Origin of the sequence: Sphingomonas naphthae, from assembly GCF_028607085.1 — a bacterium.
Classification (GTDB): domain Bacteria; phylum Pseudomonadota; class Alphaproteobacteria; order Sphingomonadales; family Sphingomonadaceae; genus Sphingomonas_Q; species Sphingomonas_Q naphthae.
The window spans coordinates 2,198,805-2,212,212 of record NZ_CP117411.1; the positions used below are offsets into that span (position 1 = coordinate 2,198,805).

19 protein-coding genes are annotated in these 13,408 nt (G+C 67.8%); all 19 read right to left on the reverse strand.

Annotated elements, in window-relative coordinates:
• Nucleotides 1–2 precede the first annotated feature (2 nt).
• The 19 genes from PQ455_RS10370 to PQ455_RS10460 all read right to left on the reverse strand — a co-directional run bounded on the left by PQ455_RS10370 (nucleotide 3) and on the right by PQ455_RS10460 (nucleotide 13,408).
• A complete protein-coding gene (locus PQ455_RS10370) occupies nucleotides 3–293 on the reverse strand; it encodes a phage tail assembly protein (protein ID WP_273686000.1) in 291 nt (96 codons plus the stop codon).
• Nucleotides 293–661 (reverse strand): phage tail tube protein, encoded by a 369-nt coding sequence (locus PQ455_RS10375; protein WP_273686001.1) that lies wholly within the window; start codon nucleotides 659–661, stop codon nucleotides 293–295. Before PQ455_RS10375 ends, PQ455_RS10370 begins: the two co-directional genes overlap by 1 nt.
• Before the next feature lie 23 nt (nucleotides 662–684).
• A complete protein-coding gene (locus PQ455_RS10380; RefSeq protein WP_273686002.1) occupies nucleotides 685–2,151 on the reverse strand; it encodes a phage tail sheath subtilisin-like domain-containing protein in 1,467 nt (488 codons plus the stop codon).
• 4 nt (nucleotides 2,152–2,155) lie between these two features.
• Nucleotides 2,156–2,329 (reverse strand): DUF2635 domain-containing protein, encoded by a 174-nt coding sequence (locus PQ455_RS10385; protein ID WP_273686003.1) that lies wholly within the window; start codon nucleotides 2,327–2,329, stop codon nucleotides 2,156–2,158.
• A complete protein-coding gene (locus PQ455_RS10390; protein WP_273686004.1) occupies nucleotides 2,322–2,966 on the reverse strand; it encodes a phage protein Gp37 in 645 nt (214 codons plus the stop codon). Before PQ455_RS10390 ends, PQ455_RS10385 begins: the two co-directional genes overlap by 8 nt.
• Nucleotides 2,963–3,130, reverse strand: coding sequence for a hypothetical protein (locus PQ455_RS10395; RefSeq protein WP_273686005.1), 168 nt, complete (start codon nucleotides 3,128–3,130; stop codon nucleotides 2,963–2,965). Before PQ455_RS10395 ends, PQ455_RS10390 begins: the two co-directional genes overlap by 4 nt.
• On the reverse strand, nucleotides 3,127–3,618 hold the full coding sequence (locus PQ455_RS10400; protein WP_273686007.1) for a phage virion morphogenesis protein: 492 nt from the start codon (nucleotides 3,616–3,618) through the stop codon (nucleotides 3,127–3,129). The genes PQ455_RS10395 and PQ455_RS10400 overlap by 4 nt, the downstream gene beginning before the upstream one ends.
• Entirely contained in the window at nucleotides 3,618–4,034 is a 417-nt protein-coding gene (locus PQ455_RS10405; RefSeq protein WP_273686008.1) for a gp436 family protein, read from the reverse strand. The genes PQ455_RS10400 and PQ455_RS10405 overlap by 1 nt, the downstream gene beginning before the upstream one ends.
• A 132-nt stretch (nucleotides 4,035–4,166) precedes the next feature.
• Nucleotides 4,167–4,895 carry a hypothetical protein gene (locus PQ455_RS10410; RefSeq protein ID WP_273686009.1) on the reverse strand — a complete coding sequence of 243 codons (729 nt, stop codon included), beginning with the start codon at nucleotides 4,893–4,895 and terminating at the stop codon, nucleotides 4,167–4,169.
• A complete protein-coding gene (locus PQ455_RS10415) occupies nucleotides 4,892–5,785 on the reverse strand; it encodes a Mu-like prophage major head subunit gpT family protein (RefSeq protein ID WP_273686010.1) in 894 nt (297 codons plus the stop codon). Before PQ455_RS10415 ends, PQ455_RS10410 begins: the two co-directional genes overlap by 4 nt.
• 12 nt (nucleotides 5,786–5,797) lie before the next feature.
• Nucleotides 5,798–6,208 (reverse strand): hypothetical protein, encoded by a 411-nt coding sequence (locus PQ455_RS10420; protein ID WP_273686011.1) that lies wholly within the window; start codon nucleotides 6,206–6,208, stop codon nucleotides 5,798–5,800.
• The gene (locus tag PQ455_RS10425) at nucleotides 6,205–7,266 is read right to left on the reverse strand and encodes a phage protease (protein ID WP_273686012.1); all 1,062 of its coding nucleotides are present in this window, start codon (nucleotides 7,264–7,266) and stop codon (nucleotides 6,205–6,207) included. Before PQ455_RS10425 ends, PQ455_RS10420 begins: the two co-directional genes overlap by 4 nt.
• Before the next feature lie 114 nt (nucleotides 7,267–7,380).
• Nucleotides 7,381–8,505 carry a phage head morphogenesis protein gene (locus PQ455_RS10430; RefSeq protein WP_273686013.1) on the reverse strand — a complete coding sequence of 375 codons (1,125 nt, stop codon included), beginning with the start codon at nucleotides 8,503–8,505 and terminating at the stop codon, nucleotides 7,381–7,383.
• Entirely contained in the window at nucleotides 8,505–8,993 is a 489-nt protein-coding gene (locus PQ455_RS10435) for a hypothetical protein (RefSeq protein ID WP_273686014.1), read from the reverse strand. The genes PQ455_RS10430 and PQ455_RS10435 overlap by 1 nt, the downstream gene beginning before the upstream one ends.
• Before the next feature lies 1 nt (nucleotide 8,994).
• Nucleotides 8,995–10,698: a DUF935 domain-containing protein gene (locus PQ455_RS10440; protein ID WP_273686015.1), complete on the reverse strand. Its 1,704-nt coding sequence runs from the start codon at nucleotides 10,696–10,698 to the stop codon at nucleotides 8,995–8,997.
• 9 nt (nucleotides 10,699–10,707) lie between these two features.
• The gene (locus PQ455_RS10445; RefSeq protein WP_273686016.1) at nucleotides 10,708–12,015 is read right to left on the reverse strand and encodes a phage terminase large subunit family protein; all 1,308 of its coding nucleotides are present in this window, start codon (nucleotides 12,013–12,015) and stop codon (nucleotides 10,708–10,710) included.
• 179 nt (nucleotides 12,016–12,194) lie between these two features.
• Complete coding sequence (locus PQ455_RS10450) at nucleotides 12,195–12,758, reverse strand: DUF3486 family protein (RefSeq protein WP_273686017.1); 564 nt, start codon at nucleotides 12,756–12,758, stop codon at nucleotides 12,195–12,197.
• A gap of 3 nt (nucleotides 12,759–12,761) precedes the next feature.
• Nucleotides 12,762–13,064, reverse strand: a complete 303-nt coding sequence (locus PQ455_RS10455) for a VpaChn25_0724 family phage protein (protein ID WP_273686019.1) — start codon at nucleotides 13,062–13,064, stop codon at nucleotides 12,762–12,764.
• Complete coding sequence (locus PQ455_RS10460; RefSeq protein WP_273686020.1) at nucleotides 13,061–13,408, reverse strand: hypothetical protein; 348 nt, start codon at nucleotides 13,406–13,408, stop codon at nucleotides 13,061–13,063. The genes PQ455_RS10455 and PQ455_RS10460 overlap by 4 nt, the downstream gene beginning before the upstream one ends.

Consider the following 13,408-nt stretch of genomic DNA (forward strand, 5'->3'; position numbering starts at 1 on the left):
GACTATGTCGCCGAGGATGTCCCGCCAGTTGGCCGGCCAGGCTTGGTAAAACCCTCGACGATGTCGCCGATCGCGTCGAAGTCCTGCGCGTCCAGTTCGTCGATCACCGCGACGGGCTGACCGGAGAGCTTGGAGATGAGCAGGATCGTGCCGGCGACGGTGCCGATCGCTTCGTCGGCGACGCGCATGTCACGCGCCTTCGGCCGCCGAAGCGTGATGTGGGTGATCTCCTCCCGATCGGTGCCGATCGTGACGGAAAGCGGGTGCTTCAGCGGATGCGTGATCTCGCTCATCAGCCGATCCTCATCTCTTCGGCGGGCGGCCCCATGAACACGACCTTCGCCTTGCCCTCGGTGACGCTGATGATCTCGCCGGAATAGGCATGGCGCACTACGTAGGTCTGGCCGGTGTCCGCCTCGAACGTGACGGTCGCGTCGTCGATCGCCGCCAGCTCGACCAGACTGACATCCGCCGTGACCAGCACGTCGCATTCGATCTTGGACGATTTGGTCGCCTCGCTGAACATGCCGGCCCGGTGGTCGGCCTCCTGTTCGTCGCGCTTGATCCCGCCCAGCTCCATGCTCGACTTGCCGGCGGTCGTATATTCCTTGCCGTTGACCCGGATGTGGGTCTGTCCCCAGACCTTGTTCCTGTTCGCCATCTTAAGCCCTCCTTAGTCGCCGCTCAGAGGCGAAATTCGACGCGCGCCGCGATTGTGCGGAGCTGGTTGACGATGTCGGGCGGCACCAGGACATCGACCCTGTTCGGATCGCCCGCGCTCCGCTGGACCTGCAGGTCGGCCGCGAACTGATCGATATTCTCAACCAGGCCGGCATCCTCCCAGTCGCGCGCCAGGGCGAGCAGCTCGGCGCGGATGTCGCGCGGACGGACCACCGCCTGGCCGGCCGCGATCGTTGCCGTGTCGCTCGCCAGCTTGTGGCGCGGCCAGCGCTCGGCGAAGCGGACGCGCAGGCTGTGGCGAAGATAAAAGAGCGTGAGCGGCGTGTTGACGTCGAGCCAGGCGACGCTGTCGAGGCCCTGCGCGTTGAGCTGGTACGTCGTGATCGGCCGCTCGATCGTGACGGTGCCCCCGGCATCGACCGTCCAGGTAGAGATGCCGTCGCGCAACAGCAGCTCGCGCTCCACCCGCGTGAAGCGATCGGCCTCGGCCGGCGCCACGAGGCCTGGCAGCGGGAGCGTCTGGAACGGCCGGGCGGGATCGATCGCGCCATAAAACGCGATCTGCGCGCCATGCGCCGCCGCCCAACGCCAAGGCGGCGTGGGCGAGGACTTGGCGCCGATCGGGCAAAGGTACTGGCTGTTGCGCGCCGCGCCGATCGCCGCGAGCGCCGATTGCGTGCCTGCGAGACCCACATAGGCGATGCCGCCGATCATCCGGAGCGGCCCGGCGCGGCTCGCCAGTTCGGTCTCCACGCTGGTCAGCGTGGCTGTGTCGCCGAACGGCAGGATGAAGGACGCATAATGCGCGTCGCCGATCGCCGCCCACACCGCCGAGATATCCGGGTTGGCGGCGCCCGCCGTGCCGGCCGCGAACGCCACGGTCAGCCCGGCCGGCGTCGCCTCGCCCTGGTAATAGTTCAGGCGGACATCGACGTCGTTGCCGGCCGTCCCCTTGTTGCGCGCGGTCAGCGTGACGACACCGGCGGCGGCGCTGGCGGTCACCGGCAGATCAGGCTGCGCGGCGATCGCGGCGACGATCGCGGTGGCGACGGTTGAGACGGATGCGCCGGAGGCGACCGCCACCGGCACGGCGGTGCCGGCTATCATCAGCGCCAGCACACCCGTCGCGGTTGCCGCGCCGGTCAGCGTGACCGTCTTGGTCGCCGCGACGCCGGCACCGTTATCGTCGAGCGCGATCGCCCAGCATTCGGTGCTGTCGTTGACCGCCTTCAGCCCGGCGATCATGTCGGCCAGGAGCGAGCCCCGACCGAACGCGACCACCGCCTGGGCGGGCGAGACGATACGAGTGGGCGTGAGCGCCGCCACCGTGCCGGCCGCCAGGCGCTGGCCGATCACGAGGATCTTCGACGGCGCGGCCGGCAGGCCGGATACCGCCTTAGCGCTATCGAACTCGACGTAGCTGCCGGGAACGCGCAGATCGACCGGGATGGCATTGAAGCTGATCGGCATGGGCTCAGCCCTCCTTCTTCTTGGGGGCGCCGATCAGGACATCGCCGTCTTGGCGGCGGCGCTCCCAATAGGTCGACCAGGTCACCGGCTCGCCGGCCGGATCGAGCAGGGCGCCGTCCGCGTGACGGACGCGCCGATCGGGCGCCGGGGTCACGAAACGGGTATCGGAATCAATCATCGTCGGCCCTCACGGTCAGGTGGTCGGTAGCGTCGGCCGAGGCATCGGCCGGGATCTGAATGCCGGGCACGCCGGGGCTGGCATCCACGTCGCCGAGCGGCGGGATGTCCCAGTTGACGTGCGCGGTGATGAAGTCGCCGATCGCGTTGTCATCGAAGGGCGGGCGCAGCGAGGCGACCGGCACGCGCGTGCGCAGCTCCACCGCGAGCATCGACACCTTGCGCTCTTTCAGCGCGGCCAAGCGGGCAACGAAACGGAGCTGGCCGACCTCGAACCCGCCGATGTCCAGCCCGAGATCCTGATCGGCGAACAGGAGCGTAACGTCGACCGCCAGGCGATAGCTGCCCGTCTCGCGCTCATCGCCTGGCCGGCCGTGGCGCGTCGCCTGTTCGTCGCGCAGGCTCTCCGCCATCACGACGACGCCGAACAGCATCTCCACGGCCTGTTCGTCCGCTATCGATCGCCAGCCGGCGTTCGTCACCCAAGCGGCGGGCGCGTTGATCTTGCCCTTGGTGCCCAAATATTCATCCCAGTCGTCGGGATAGGTCTCCAGCGTCCGGAAGCGGTAGCCGAGCTGGCCCGTCTCGCCGGCTGCCTCCAGGCGCGCGAGGATCGCATTCTCGATCGTCGCGATCATCGCCGCGTCCGATCGAACGCGCACATCGCCATGCCGATCGGCCAGATCGCGATGCCCGCCAACACGGCGGGATCGGCTTTCTCTTCCGGCTTACCGATCAGCAGAAGCTCGCCGTAAAAGGCAATGATGCCACCCAGCCAGAGGTGGATGATGAAGCTGATCATGCGGCCTCCAATCCAAAGAAGTCCTCGGTCAGCGCCTCAATCTCATCCTCATCTTCGTCGCCGATGCCGAACATCGGGCGGGCGGGGATGATGACCTGGCGCGCTGACCGGAAGCCGATACCGGGCAGCTTGAAACGCAACGGGCCATTGCGGCCGACGATCGTCGCGCCGTGCTGATGCACACCGGCATAAATGACGTTGGTGCCAACGCGGACGCTATCGGCCAGTGCGATGTAGCTGACCGATTGCTTGAGGCGGGCGGAGAGCGTCAGCGTCTTGCCGCCGAACTGCTCGACCCGGCGGCTCGGCGTCCAGCGCGAGCCGTCCGGCCCGCGCTCATCCTCGAACCGCTGGAGCGTCGATCCCTCCATGGCCAAGCCGATCGCATCCATAAGCGGCGACAGATCCTCGCCGCGCTCCTGGATGGCGCGGAGGCGTCGCTCGATGGCGTCCTGCCCCTCGACGCGGATTTCTACCGAGGCGGCCATCAGAAGCCTGCCATGCTGTCGCGGGTGAACAGGCGCTCGCCGCCCTCCACCAGGACCACGCCATCGCGCTCGACCTGCTCTTCAACGCCGGCATCGAGCTTCAGCTTACCGGAGGCGATGTCGCGCAGCTGCGCCAGGGCGGCGGCGTGCCGCTTGGCGATCGTCTCGGTCGGCGCATCCTGGTCCAGCTCATAGCGGGCGATGTCGCAGGCGATATTGGTCAGCAGCACCGATGGCGGCGAGATAGGGAGCTTGTAGGCCGTGGCGACATAGCCATCGATCACGGCGGCGGCGGCGTTGAGCGCGCGGCCCGTCCGCACCGCCACCGCCGTGCCGTCGCCTTCGTCGTCGCAGAGCTGCGCGATCGCGCGCTCCGTGAACGCGAGGTTGAGATCGGCAAGGGTGGCGTAGGCCATGGTCAAACACGCTTCCCAAAGTGCGGCAAGCGTGGTGGGGTGGGTTAGGTCAGGCGATCCCGACCAGGCATGGGGGCCTCGCGAGCCGTACCACGCGTGTCTCCACCCCGCTCTGCTCGCGGGTTATTCAGATCAATCGTCCGCCGAGGCGCGACGGCGGCGGGTGGGCGGCGGGCTTTCGGCCACCAGCGTTGGGGCCAGCTCGGCCTCGGACGGCGTGGGCGCGTCGCCCAGAGCGGCGAAGCGCGCGGCATCACCCTCGGGCGCCCCGGCCGCCGCGCTGGCGGCGATCGCGGCCTTGGTGGCGGCGGGCGCGTCGCGATTGGCCAGCTCGGCCGCCTGCGCCGCCAGTTCGCGGGCCACGACATCGCCATCGCCAATCGGCCCGGCTTGCGAGGCCACATCGGCGGCCGGGACGCTTACCGCCATCGCGAGGCCGGTCGCGGCCGGCGCGTCGCGGTTCGCCAGCTCGGCCGCCTCGGCGGCGATCTCCTGCCGGCCAAGGATCCGCGACGTCGCGCCGCGCATGGCATCGGCCACGTCGTCACCGATCTCCAACAGGCCGGCCTCGAAACGCCGAGTCACCTCGGCGATCGAATGCTCATCCACGTCGCCCAGCGCGTCGGCAACCTTGGCGAAGCCGGCGCCCAGGCGAACGAAGAGGTTGCCGTCGAGCGCGGCCTCGACGATCAGGCGCGGCTCGCGCACCAAGTCCGCCAGCTGCTTCCAGGTGACATCCTCGCCGAGCAGCTCGACCGCCTCGGGACCGAAAGCGCGGCCCGCGCGGCGGAACGCGCCGCCCGTTGCCGTGACGCGGATGATGTGCGCGGCGGCGGCCGCCGCCAGACCGAGGCCGCTCATGCGAGCCACGGCGTCATCACCGCTTCGGAGGTGCCCTGCCACTGGTTGGTCGCGCCGCCGGTGGTGAGCTGGTTCTTGGTGATCGCCGTCGCCGCGCCGGTCAGCGCAGGCGGCACGATCAGCTTGCGTGGGCGGAGGCCCAGCGGGCGACCATAATCGCCTTTCATGCTGGCGAGCGCGACATAGGCCGCCTCGTAATTCTCGACCGTGAGCGGCTGCCGGCTGGCATAGGCGAACTGCCAGAAGGCGAAGCCGACCGCCATGCGACCATCGACGCCGTACAGAAATTCCCGACGCTCGAAGACGTTGTCGTCGGTATCCTTGTCCTTCTTCACCCAGGCGAAGTCGCGGCGCATCTGGTAGATGATCGGCTTCAGCGCGCGGCTGTCATCGACCAGCACCCAGAGCGGACCCGAGCCGCCGCCATAATTCGAGACGCTAACTGGCGTGCCGGCTTCGTCCAGGACAGGATGATCGGTGTCGAAGAAGTACTGGCCGTCATAGCAGATCGTGGAAGAGCCCAGCTTGAGAAGGGCGTAGACAAGCTCGGAGGGATGAGCTGCGACCGATCGGCCCAGTTCCTCGAACAGCGGTGTGTACTGGCCGATGTTGTCGTCCTCGATATCGTCGCGATCGACGCCGACAGTCAGCTCGTAGGGTCGGTTGGTGATCTCGTACTTGCCGGACGAGATGTTCTGCACGACGCGCGGGCCGAGCCACTCACGGACGGACGGGATCTTGCCGAGCCAGCCATATTCGTTGGTTTTGGTCGACGAAGGCACCGGGGTGGCGACGAGCAGATGATCGCTCTCCGCCTGCCCTACGCCACGTGAGAAGGCGGCGTTGAAGCCGACTCCCAGCGTGCGAAGATTGTCACCGTTGATCAGCATCTATCGAACCTTTCAGAGAGTGGAGCGAACCCAGACGCCCTGGGCGTCCACCTGGACGATGCGGCCGGCCTTGGACCGCGCGCCGCTGCCGTCCGTCTTGGCGACGGTCTGATCGTCGACAACGTAGCAATCGTCTCCGATCTCGGCCCGCGTGATGGCGTCGGCGCTGGCGCTGTTGGCCCAGCGAAAGACGCCCGACTCGATCTCGGCACGGACGTCACCATCGGCACCGGCATTAACGACGGTCTTTTTGACCCGGCCGACCGCGATCAGATTCAGTGCCGGGGTGCCGGGAATGGCGAAGCCCGTGGCGCTGAGACAAGCGAGAGCGCCCGCAAAGAGCGTGGTAGCCCCCTTTACAGGGTGAGAGGATGCGCCGGGCATCATGGCCGGCGTGTTGCGGGCGGCGGTCAGCGCGGTCATGCCGCCAGCTCCTTCTTGGAGGCGAGCCATTCGGCATCGCTGATATTGAGCAGCCGGGCGGTCGACTTGTCCTTCTCGCTGAGCGTGTTCTCGACCACGACCTTGCTCGCCGCCGTGCCCTGCCCCTCGCTGACGATCGCCGGGGCAACACCGAGGAAGTTCGCGAAGCCGGCCGGATCGGCCTTTACGTAGCCGAGCGCCCATTCCCGGCTGGCCGGAGTGATCTTGCCGGCGGTGATTGCGGCATCGACCGAGGCGGTGGCGCGATCCTCGTTGGCCCCTTCGACCTTGGCGCGCAGCGCGTCATATTCGGCGCGCGGGACGAAGCGGTTGAAGTCGGCGCGGCCGGCGATGGCGCCAGCGGCGGCGATCGCCATCTCCTCCACCGTCGCGGCGGCGGCGAGCCCCAGCGCCAGCGCGACGGGCGCGGTGGCGGCGGTGGCCGTCTTTTCCTTCGCGGTCCCGATCGCGGCCAGGATCGCATCCTCGCTCGCGTCGGCGCCGAGGCCGAGCGCCCCGGCGATCTTCGACAGATCCATGTGCTGGTCTCCGGTGAGCTGGGCCGCAACAGCTCGGGTGTCGAGAGCCGGTCGATTGACCAGCGCGGCGTTGAAAAGGCGGGTGACGCGCCCGTTCGACTTGTCGAAGCCGAACCAGGGCGAGGTGTAGCGATACTCGCGCGCGGCGATCGCGGCGGCGGCGGCGGCGGTCCATTCGACCTCGCCCCAGATGCCGTCCTGATCGGCCGCGAGCGTGGCCGGCTTGATCCACCCCGACGCCTTGGCGGGCGCCTCGCGCGTCCCGGCGCTGGCGGCGGCTTCGCCGAGGTGATCGTAATCGAGCATGAAATCCGTGCCATCGAGCGTGGCGCGGGTGGCGGCGATCACGGCGCTGGCGTGCGCCAGGTCTTCCAGCACGTAGGGGCCACGACCATCGCGGGTGATGTGCGAGCCCATCGGGAAAAGATGGATGCGGGTGGCGACGGCGCCGTCATCGTCCACCACCACTTCCGTGGCGGATGCGATCGCGCGCAGCTCCGAACCCGATACCCCCGCCATGCTGGCCCCCTGTGCGACTGGACTGCCCGGTCGTTGGAGCCGTTATGGAGAGGTGGCGGATAGGGTCGTCATGACAACGTCATGGAAAGGATGCGGGGCAGGAAAACGATCGTGTCAGGCCGCCCGCGCCCGATGGCTTACGAAGCGCCAGCCCGCGCCCGAGACCTCAGCGATCGTCGTCGCCCCTTCCTCGCGGCGAACATAGCGGCGCGTCAAGCGGGCTCGGCCGCTGGCATCGCGAACCCACGTCCACCGGCTCGACGTTGGGCGAGCGATCGCCTGGGCGGCGCGCGCCAGCTCGGCCGGCGCGGCCGGCAGGCGATGGCGTCCGTTGCCGGTGCGAAACCAGCCGCGCCCGATCGCCAGCGGGAAGCCGTCGCGATCGTGTACGATCCGCGCCTTCCCGTCCTTGATTCCGAACACGCTGAGGAATGCATCGATACCGGCCTCGACGTCGCCGGCCGCCGCCGTGGCGTCGCCCTCGATCGGCAGACCCGGCATGTGGCTGGGCGCCAGCGGATCGAGATAGGCCTTGCCGATGTTGAAGTTGAAGCCAGGTGAGATGCCCTGCTCGATCGCGGAGACCTCGCCAGTGCGCGGATTGACATACTGGCGTTTGGGAAAGGCGACCGGCTGTTCGGTGATGGCCCAGCCCCGCCGTTCCATCACGCGCTGATTGACCGGCTGGGCGGTACAGGCGCAGCCCCAGCCGCAGGGGCCGTAATGGGTATCCCACCAATCGTCGTCGACCGGGCGGATCGTGCCGTGCCAGGCAACGTGCTGCGGCCGGGCATTCTCCATCTTGAGCGAGTGCATGTAGCGCAGATACGGAAACGCCTTCTTGTTGCGCTCGATCCGCTCCCACCGGCCGGCGGCATAGGCTGAGCGCATGTTGACCTCGAAGATCGTCTTCAGCCGTCGCGGGCTGCCGAGCTGGACGTTCTTCAGCTCGCCCGTCTCCGGATCGCGCATCGGTTTGCGGCCCCACCAGCCCTTGGCTTCCAGGGTCGGCCGCAGATTGGCCCGGAAGGTTTCGAGCGTCTGTCCGCCCGCGATCGCTTCGTCCAGGGCGGCGCGAATGTCTTCCAGAAGGTCGCGGCTCATCACCTTGGCGACGGTGAAGGCGCGCGCATGTTCGCCGTTCCAGACATCCTGCCAGGCGAAAGACCCTGCCAGCCCCTTGGCGCGGAAAAAGCGAAGCGCCTCGACCGGCGAGACGATCGGTAGCGGTTCGACCATCAGGCGATGATCGCCCGGCCGGCGAAGTCGCCGAGCGCCCGGCCGGCGCCGACCGAAAGCGCCGGGCTGAGCGTCCACAGAATGCCGCGATAGCGGACATAGCCGCCGAGGTTGAAGAGATAGCCTGGCGCCGCGCCGATGATCCGATGATGACCGACGCTGGCCAGCGCGGCGGCGATCGCCGCCCTCGGCGACCGCGTGTAGCGCGCCTCGTAACGGACAACCCCGTCGGCACCCGCCCAGGCATGAAAGATGGTCGCGCCATCGGACGTCTCCCAGGAGCCGGCGATCGGCGTGCACCGATCCTCGAACCCCATGCGATCGCCCGCCTCTATCAGGAGACCGATCGGGTTCCCCGCCTGGTCATAATCGAAGCGCGCCACGTTGGCGGGCGCGTAACTGGCCGCGCCGCTGCTGTCCCGCACCGGCGCGGCGGCCCGACGACTGAAGCTGAAGGTGCTGGCGAACGGGAGGCCGACTAGCGCCACGTCAATTCTCCATCCGCGTTTCGACATCCCCAGCGAGGCGCGAGGCGAAAGCGGCGCGGGCGAGCTGCTCTGCGATGCCGGCGGTGTCCATCCCGTCGAATGCCTCGATCAGCCGATCGCGAAGCTCTTCCAAATTATCGACGTCCTCGATCATCTGATCGATCGGCGCGATCACCGGGGCGAAAAGCCCCTCCCAATCCTCCAGGGCGACGTCCGCGCCCAGCCCGATCGCGTCGGGTTCGGCCTCGATCGGCGGCATCACACCGATCGTGCGCCCCTCGTTGGCCCATTTGGGCGATTTAAGAAGGGATAAGAAGGCAGGTACGGCGGTCGAGTGGGGGTCAGGACCATTACGGGGCTCCACGGCGCTCCTGGGGCGTTTACCGGCGCCCGCCGCCGCGTCGCCTTCTCCCGCCGCCGCGCTGCTTGCCGGCCGCAGCGGCTCCTCGCCCTCGCGCGGCGCGGGCAGGCCGGCTAGATCGCGCATCTGATCGGCGCCGATCTGAACGCCGAGACTGGCCAGCGTGTTCGCCGAGGCGACTAGGCGCTGGACGTCGAGGGCGTCCTGTCGGCCGATCCGAACGCGCGGATAGACCTCGCGCGGTCCCCGGTTGAAGCTGACCAGGAGCGGCACAAGCTGCATGTTGATCGTAGCGGACGTGAGCGCGGCATCGGCGTCGCGAATATCCGCGCGCACCTCGCTATGCGCGTTGGCCTGTCCCGAACCCAGCCCCCCGGCCACCGCATCGCTGCTCGCGGTCTGCCCGGTTACCGCCTTCGAGATCTGCTGCTCGAAATAGACCAGCAATGCCTGGAACAGCGCCGTGCCGTTCGTCGATCCGCCCGTCTCGAAGGTGACGTCCATCGACTTGGGGAAAGCGGCGGCGAAATCAGAGGACAGCGACGCCAGCCCGCGCAGGAGCTTGCGGATGTCTCCCTCGGCCGTCCCCGCTTCATATTTGCCGATGCGCAGCGGCAGGCCGTAGGCCTCGTTAAAGCGGTTCCAGTCCTTGATGCCGAAATTGCGAAACAGGTAGGCCCAGGCGACGCAGCGAGCGAGGCCGCCCCGGATCGGGAGCCCCGTCTTGGCCGGATGGACATGCTCCAGATATTTGCCGCCGGAGAGCGGCTGCGGCCCCGCCTCGGTCTTCAGCAGGAGCGTCCGCCCGTTGGTGCGGTCGAACTCGAACCAGCGCGGGTCGCGCGTCTCAAGGCGGATCGGCGTCCAGGCCTTGGCCGTCGTCTGCCAGATGATCTCGGTGACCGAGAAGCCCTTCCCGATCGCGTCGAGGATATCGAACAGCTCGAACTGGAGCATGTCCCGCTTCAGCCAGTCGCGGACCAGCTCGGCATCGCCTTTCGCCTGGTCATCGTCGCCGGCCGCGTCGACGACGATTGGCAGTTGCGTCACCGCCCGCTTACGGGTGGCCAGCACGCCGAGATAATGGAGATCCTTCTCCTCCATCTCCTCGGCAAGTTCGAGATAGGCGACGGCATCGCCATCCTCGGCCGAGCGCAGCAGGCCCGCCAGGCGCTCGGGGGTGAGGCCCTGCGCTGGATGCCCCGATTGAATCGACCGCACACCCATGTTGGTCGGGCCGGCGATATCGACGGTCAGTTCTTCGCGGCGGAGCGGACGGCCCTGCGGATCGACCAGCATGGGCAGGTTGCGGGACGCGCCGATCGGTACGAGGTCGTTTGTCACGGAAAGCTCCTACCAGGCCCCGGCGCCGAAACGGCCGCCGGGTGTAATGTCATCGTCGGAGGCACGATCGCGCATTCCCGCTCGATTGGCGGCCGCAGCGGCTCGGTTCACGCCATGATATTCGATCGCCTGAAACGGGATGTCGGCGGCGCGACTGGCAAGCGCGCCCGCCCAAAAGCGATCGGCGTGAACCTCTCCTTCGTTGATGATCCGAACGCCTCCACCCACCGACGATGCACGTTTGATCGCTCGCAGATCGCTGCGGATGACCGGATCGGGTGGGATGCGGATAAGGCCGCGCTCGAAACGGGTCTGGAGCGAGAGTGCCAGATCAAGGCGGGTTGGGCCGGTCAGGAGCTGGCCAATCACACGGGTCGTGCCATGCCGGCGCTGCGCGTCCTCGACCACCTTCTCACCCATGCCGGTCTGGTCGATCCATGCCGACGCTATGCGCCGGGTCGCGAACTGCTGATCAAAGTGGGCATCCTGGTGGGCGAAGCTGGTCCCGACTTCCTCGTAACGATCGCGCAGCCACAGTACGTCGCCGACCAGCTCGAACGTCCATTGGATGGCGCCATCCTTGCGTCGTGCCACGTCGCGGCCGAGGTAGCAGAGGCCCCCTGCGTACAGATCGGCTCGGCCGGCGTCGGCATGTTCGCAGGCCGCCAGATCCTCGGGCTTTATGAGCGAGCCCGATCCGGCCTTGGGAATGCAGTCCAGCTCTTCCTCGGCATCGGCACCGTAGCTGGCGCGCACCTCGGCGATCCACGTCGCCTTGTCGGCGATCTGTGCGCCCTTCGTCGCGGCGACCATCCGAACGCGCTCATACAGGCCGTCTTCGATCGCCTGGTCGAAGGCGATCGTTACCGCCTGGCCGCGCCGCCGGCCTGCGCGCACTTCGTCCAGGAGGACATTGAATGGATTGCCGACCCCGTCATGGGTCGAGATGATGATCACCTGGCCGCCCCAGATCAGCAGCGCCATGGCGGCCTTGATGACCTCGCCCAGATTCTTGTGAAATGCGGCTTCGTCCACGACGACGATGCCCTGCTTACCGCGAAAAGCTCGCGGCACGGACGGCAGCGCCGTGATTTTCAGCCCGGACGAAAAGCGGATGCTGAACGCCTTGATTGGCCCCTCATCATCCTCGATCACTTCCTCGCCGATCGCGTCGGCCGCGATCCCGTAGGCCCGCGCCCACATGGCGCACACGTCGATAAACTCGCGCGCCATCTCCAGGTCGTAGCCCATGTACCAGCCGGTCTGCCCGCCGGCCGAGACGCGCGTGGCGGCGCGCAGTACGAGATAGGCGGCCACGCCCCAGGTCAGGCCGATACGACGGCTCTTCTCGATGATAACCAGGGCTGTGCCGGCGTAGAGCAGATCGACCGTGCGGCGCTGATAGCCGAGCAGCAGATCGCCCGGCGGAAGCCGGCCGAGCAGCTGCTCGGTCGCCTCGCGGTCGGCCGAGGTGCTGACGTCCTTCCATGGGGCGCTCACGCGTCGGAGCCCAGGACGGCGCGGCGGATGAAATCGACGGTTTCCTTGCCGAGCCCGCTTTGCTTCGCGGCGCCCTCGGCGCGCTTGGCCGCCTCCTTTCGAGCCTCTTCGCGTACCTTCAGGACCATGTCGGCATTCGTCTTCCGGGCGCCCGCCAGCGCCTGCAATGACTTCGTCAGATAGGCGACGTCCTTGGGCTCGAACATCACCGGCGAGCCATCGCCATCGTCGTTGGTCGCCGTGGTCAGGCGCAGGATCATCGCGTGCATCAGCTCGATATTCAGATCAGCGGTGCGATCCTCGGAGGCGTCGCCGACATGAGAGATCAGCGCATTGGCCACTTCACGCGACTGGCGAAGCTGCGCGCCAATCTCCTCGATCGACTTGACGTGGCGGCCGAGCGCCGAGCGCGACACCTCGCCCTTGCCGAGCTGCCGCAGCTTCGTGAGGATTTCATCGATCGTCCAGCCGTGGTCGATCCGCAGCTTGCCGATCAGATCCTTGATCTCGGGATCGAGCCGATCGACCGTGGACGGCCGGCGCCGCAGGGGCCGCGCCACCGATCAGACCTTCGGCGCCGGCCGCTGGACGCCAGGATAGGTCGACAGCCCCGCCTGCACGTCCAGTCCGCGTTCGGTGATCGTCGCGACGACAAGATCGGCCATCGGCTCGCGCGTCGTCACCAGGCGCGCGTCCGCCAGCCACGCCAGCTCGCCGCGCACCATCGACCGCGAGGCCGTCAGGCCGAGATCGCCCACCGCCTGGCACAGGATGGAGCTGTTGGCCGCATAGCCCGGTGCGACCGCCAGGACGCGCAGCAGCGACAGGCGTAAATGCGGCAGGAAGGCCTCTTCCAGATAGCTCATTGCCCCTTGATCCCCCGCTCGAGGAAATAACCTTCGATGCGGGCCACCCCCGCCTCGGTGCGATCCGCGGCTTTCACCGCGCCCTGCAATTCGGAGCGCAGGGCCATGATCTGCCCCTCCAACGCCACCACTTCGCCGCTCGACGCGACCCGTGCTTCCATTGCTCTGATCTCCCCCCGGAGCGTTTCGACTTCACTTGTGCGGGCAAACCCCTTGAGCTTGCCCTTCAGCTCGCGGACCTCGCCCCCGATGGTATTCAGCTGGCGTTGCAGCGCCCCGGTCCCCACCGGGTTGCTCTTGCCGCCCCGAAAGGCGGAGATGCCGACGAACGTGAGGATCGCCAC

Coding starts and splice junctions, on each gene's coding strand:
- PQ455_RS10370 (WP_273686000.1), bottom strand. CDS start 293: ATGAGCGAGATCACGCATCCGCTGAAGCACCCGCTTTCCGTCACGATC.
- PQ455_RS10375 (WP_273686001.1), bottom strand. CDS start 661: ATGGCGAACAGGAACAAGGTCTGGGGACAGACCCACATCCGGGTCAAC.
- PQ455_RS10380 (WP_273686002.1), bottom strand. CDS start 2,151: ATGCCGATCAGCTTCAATGCCATCCCGGTCGATCTGCGCGTTCCCGGC.
- PQ455_RS10385 (WP_273686003.1), bottom strand. CDS start 2,329: ATGATTGATTCCGATACCCGTTTCGTGACCCCGGCGCCCGATCGGCGC.
- PQ455_RS10390 (WP_273686004.1), bottom strand. CDS start 2,966: ATGATCGCGACGATCGAGAATGCGATCCTCGCGCGCCTGGAGGCAGCC.
- PQ455_RS10395 (WP_273686005.1), bottom strand. CDS start 3,130: ATGATCAGCTTCATCATCCACCTCTGGCTGGGTGGCATCATTGCCTTT.
- PQ455_RS10400 (WP_273686007.1), bottom strand. CDS start 3,618: ATGGCCGCCTCGGTAGAAATCCGCGTCGAGGGGCAGGACGCCATCGAG.
- PQ455_RS10405 (WP_273686008.1), bottom strand. CDS start 4,034: ATGGCCTACGCCACCCTTGCCGATCTCAACCTCGCGTTCACGGAGCGC.
- PQ455_RS10410 (WP_273686009.1), bottom strand. CDS start 4,895: ATGAGCGGCCTCGGTCTGGCGGCGGCCGCCGCCGCGCACATCATCCGC.
- PQ455_RS10415 (WP_273686010.1), bottom strand. CDS start 5,785: ATGCTGATCAACGGTGACAATCTTCGCACGCTGGGAGTCGGCTTCAAC.
- PQ455_RS10420 (WP_273686011.1), bottom strand. CDS start 6,208: ATGACCGCGCTGACCGCCGCCCGCAACACGCCGGCCATGATGCCCGGC.
- PQ455_RS10425 (WP_273686012.1), bottom strand. CDS start 7,266: ATGGCGGGGGTATCGGGTTCGGAGCTGCGCGCGATCGCATCCGCCACG.
- PQ455_RS10430 (WP_273686013.1), bottom strand. CDS start 8,505: ATGGTCGAACCGCTACCGATCGTCTCGCCGGTCGAGGCGCTTCGCTTT.
- PQ455_RS10455 (WP_273686019.1), bottom strand. CDS start 13,064: ATGAGCTATCTGGAAGAGGCCTTCCTGCCGCATTTACGCCTGTCGCTG.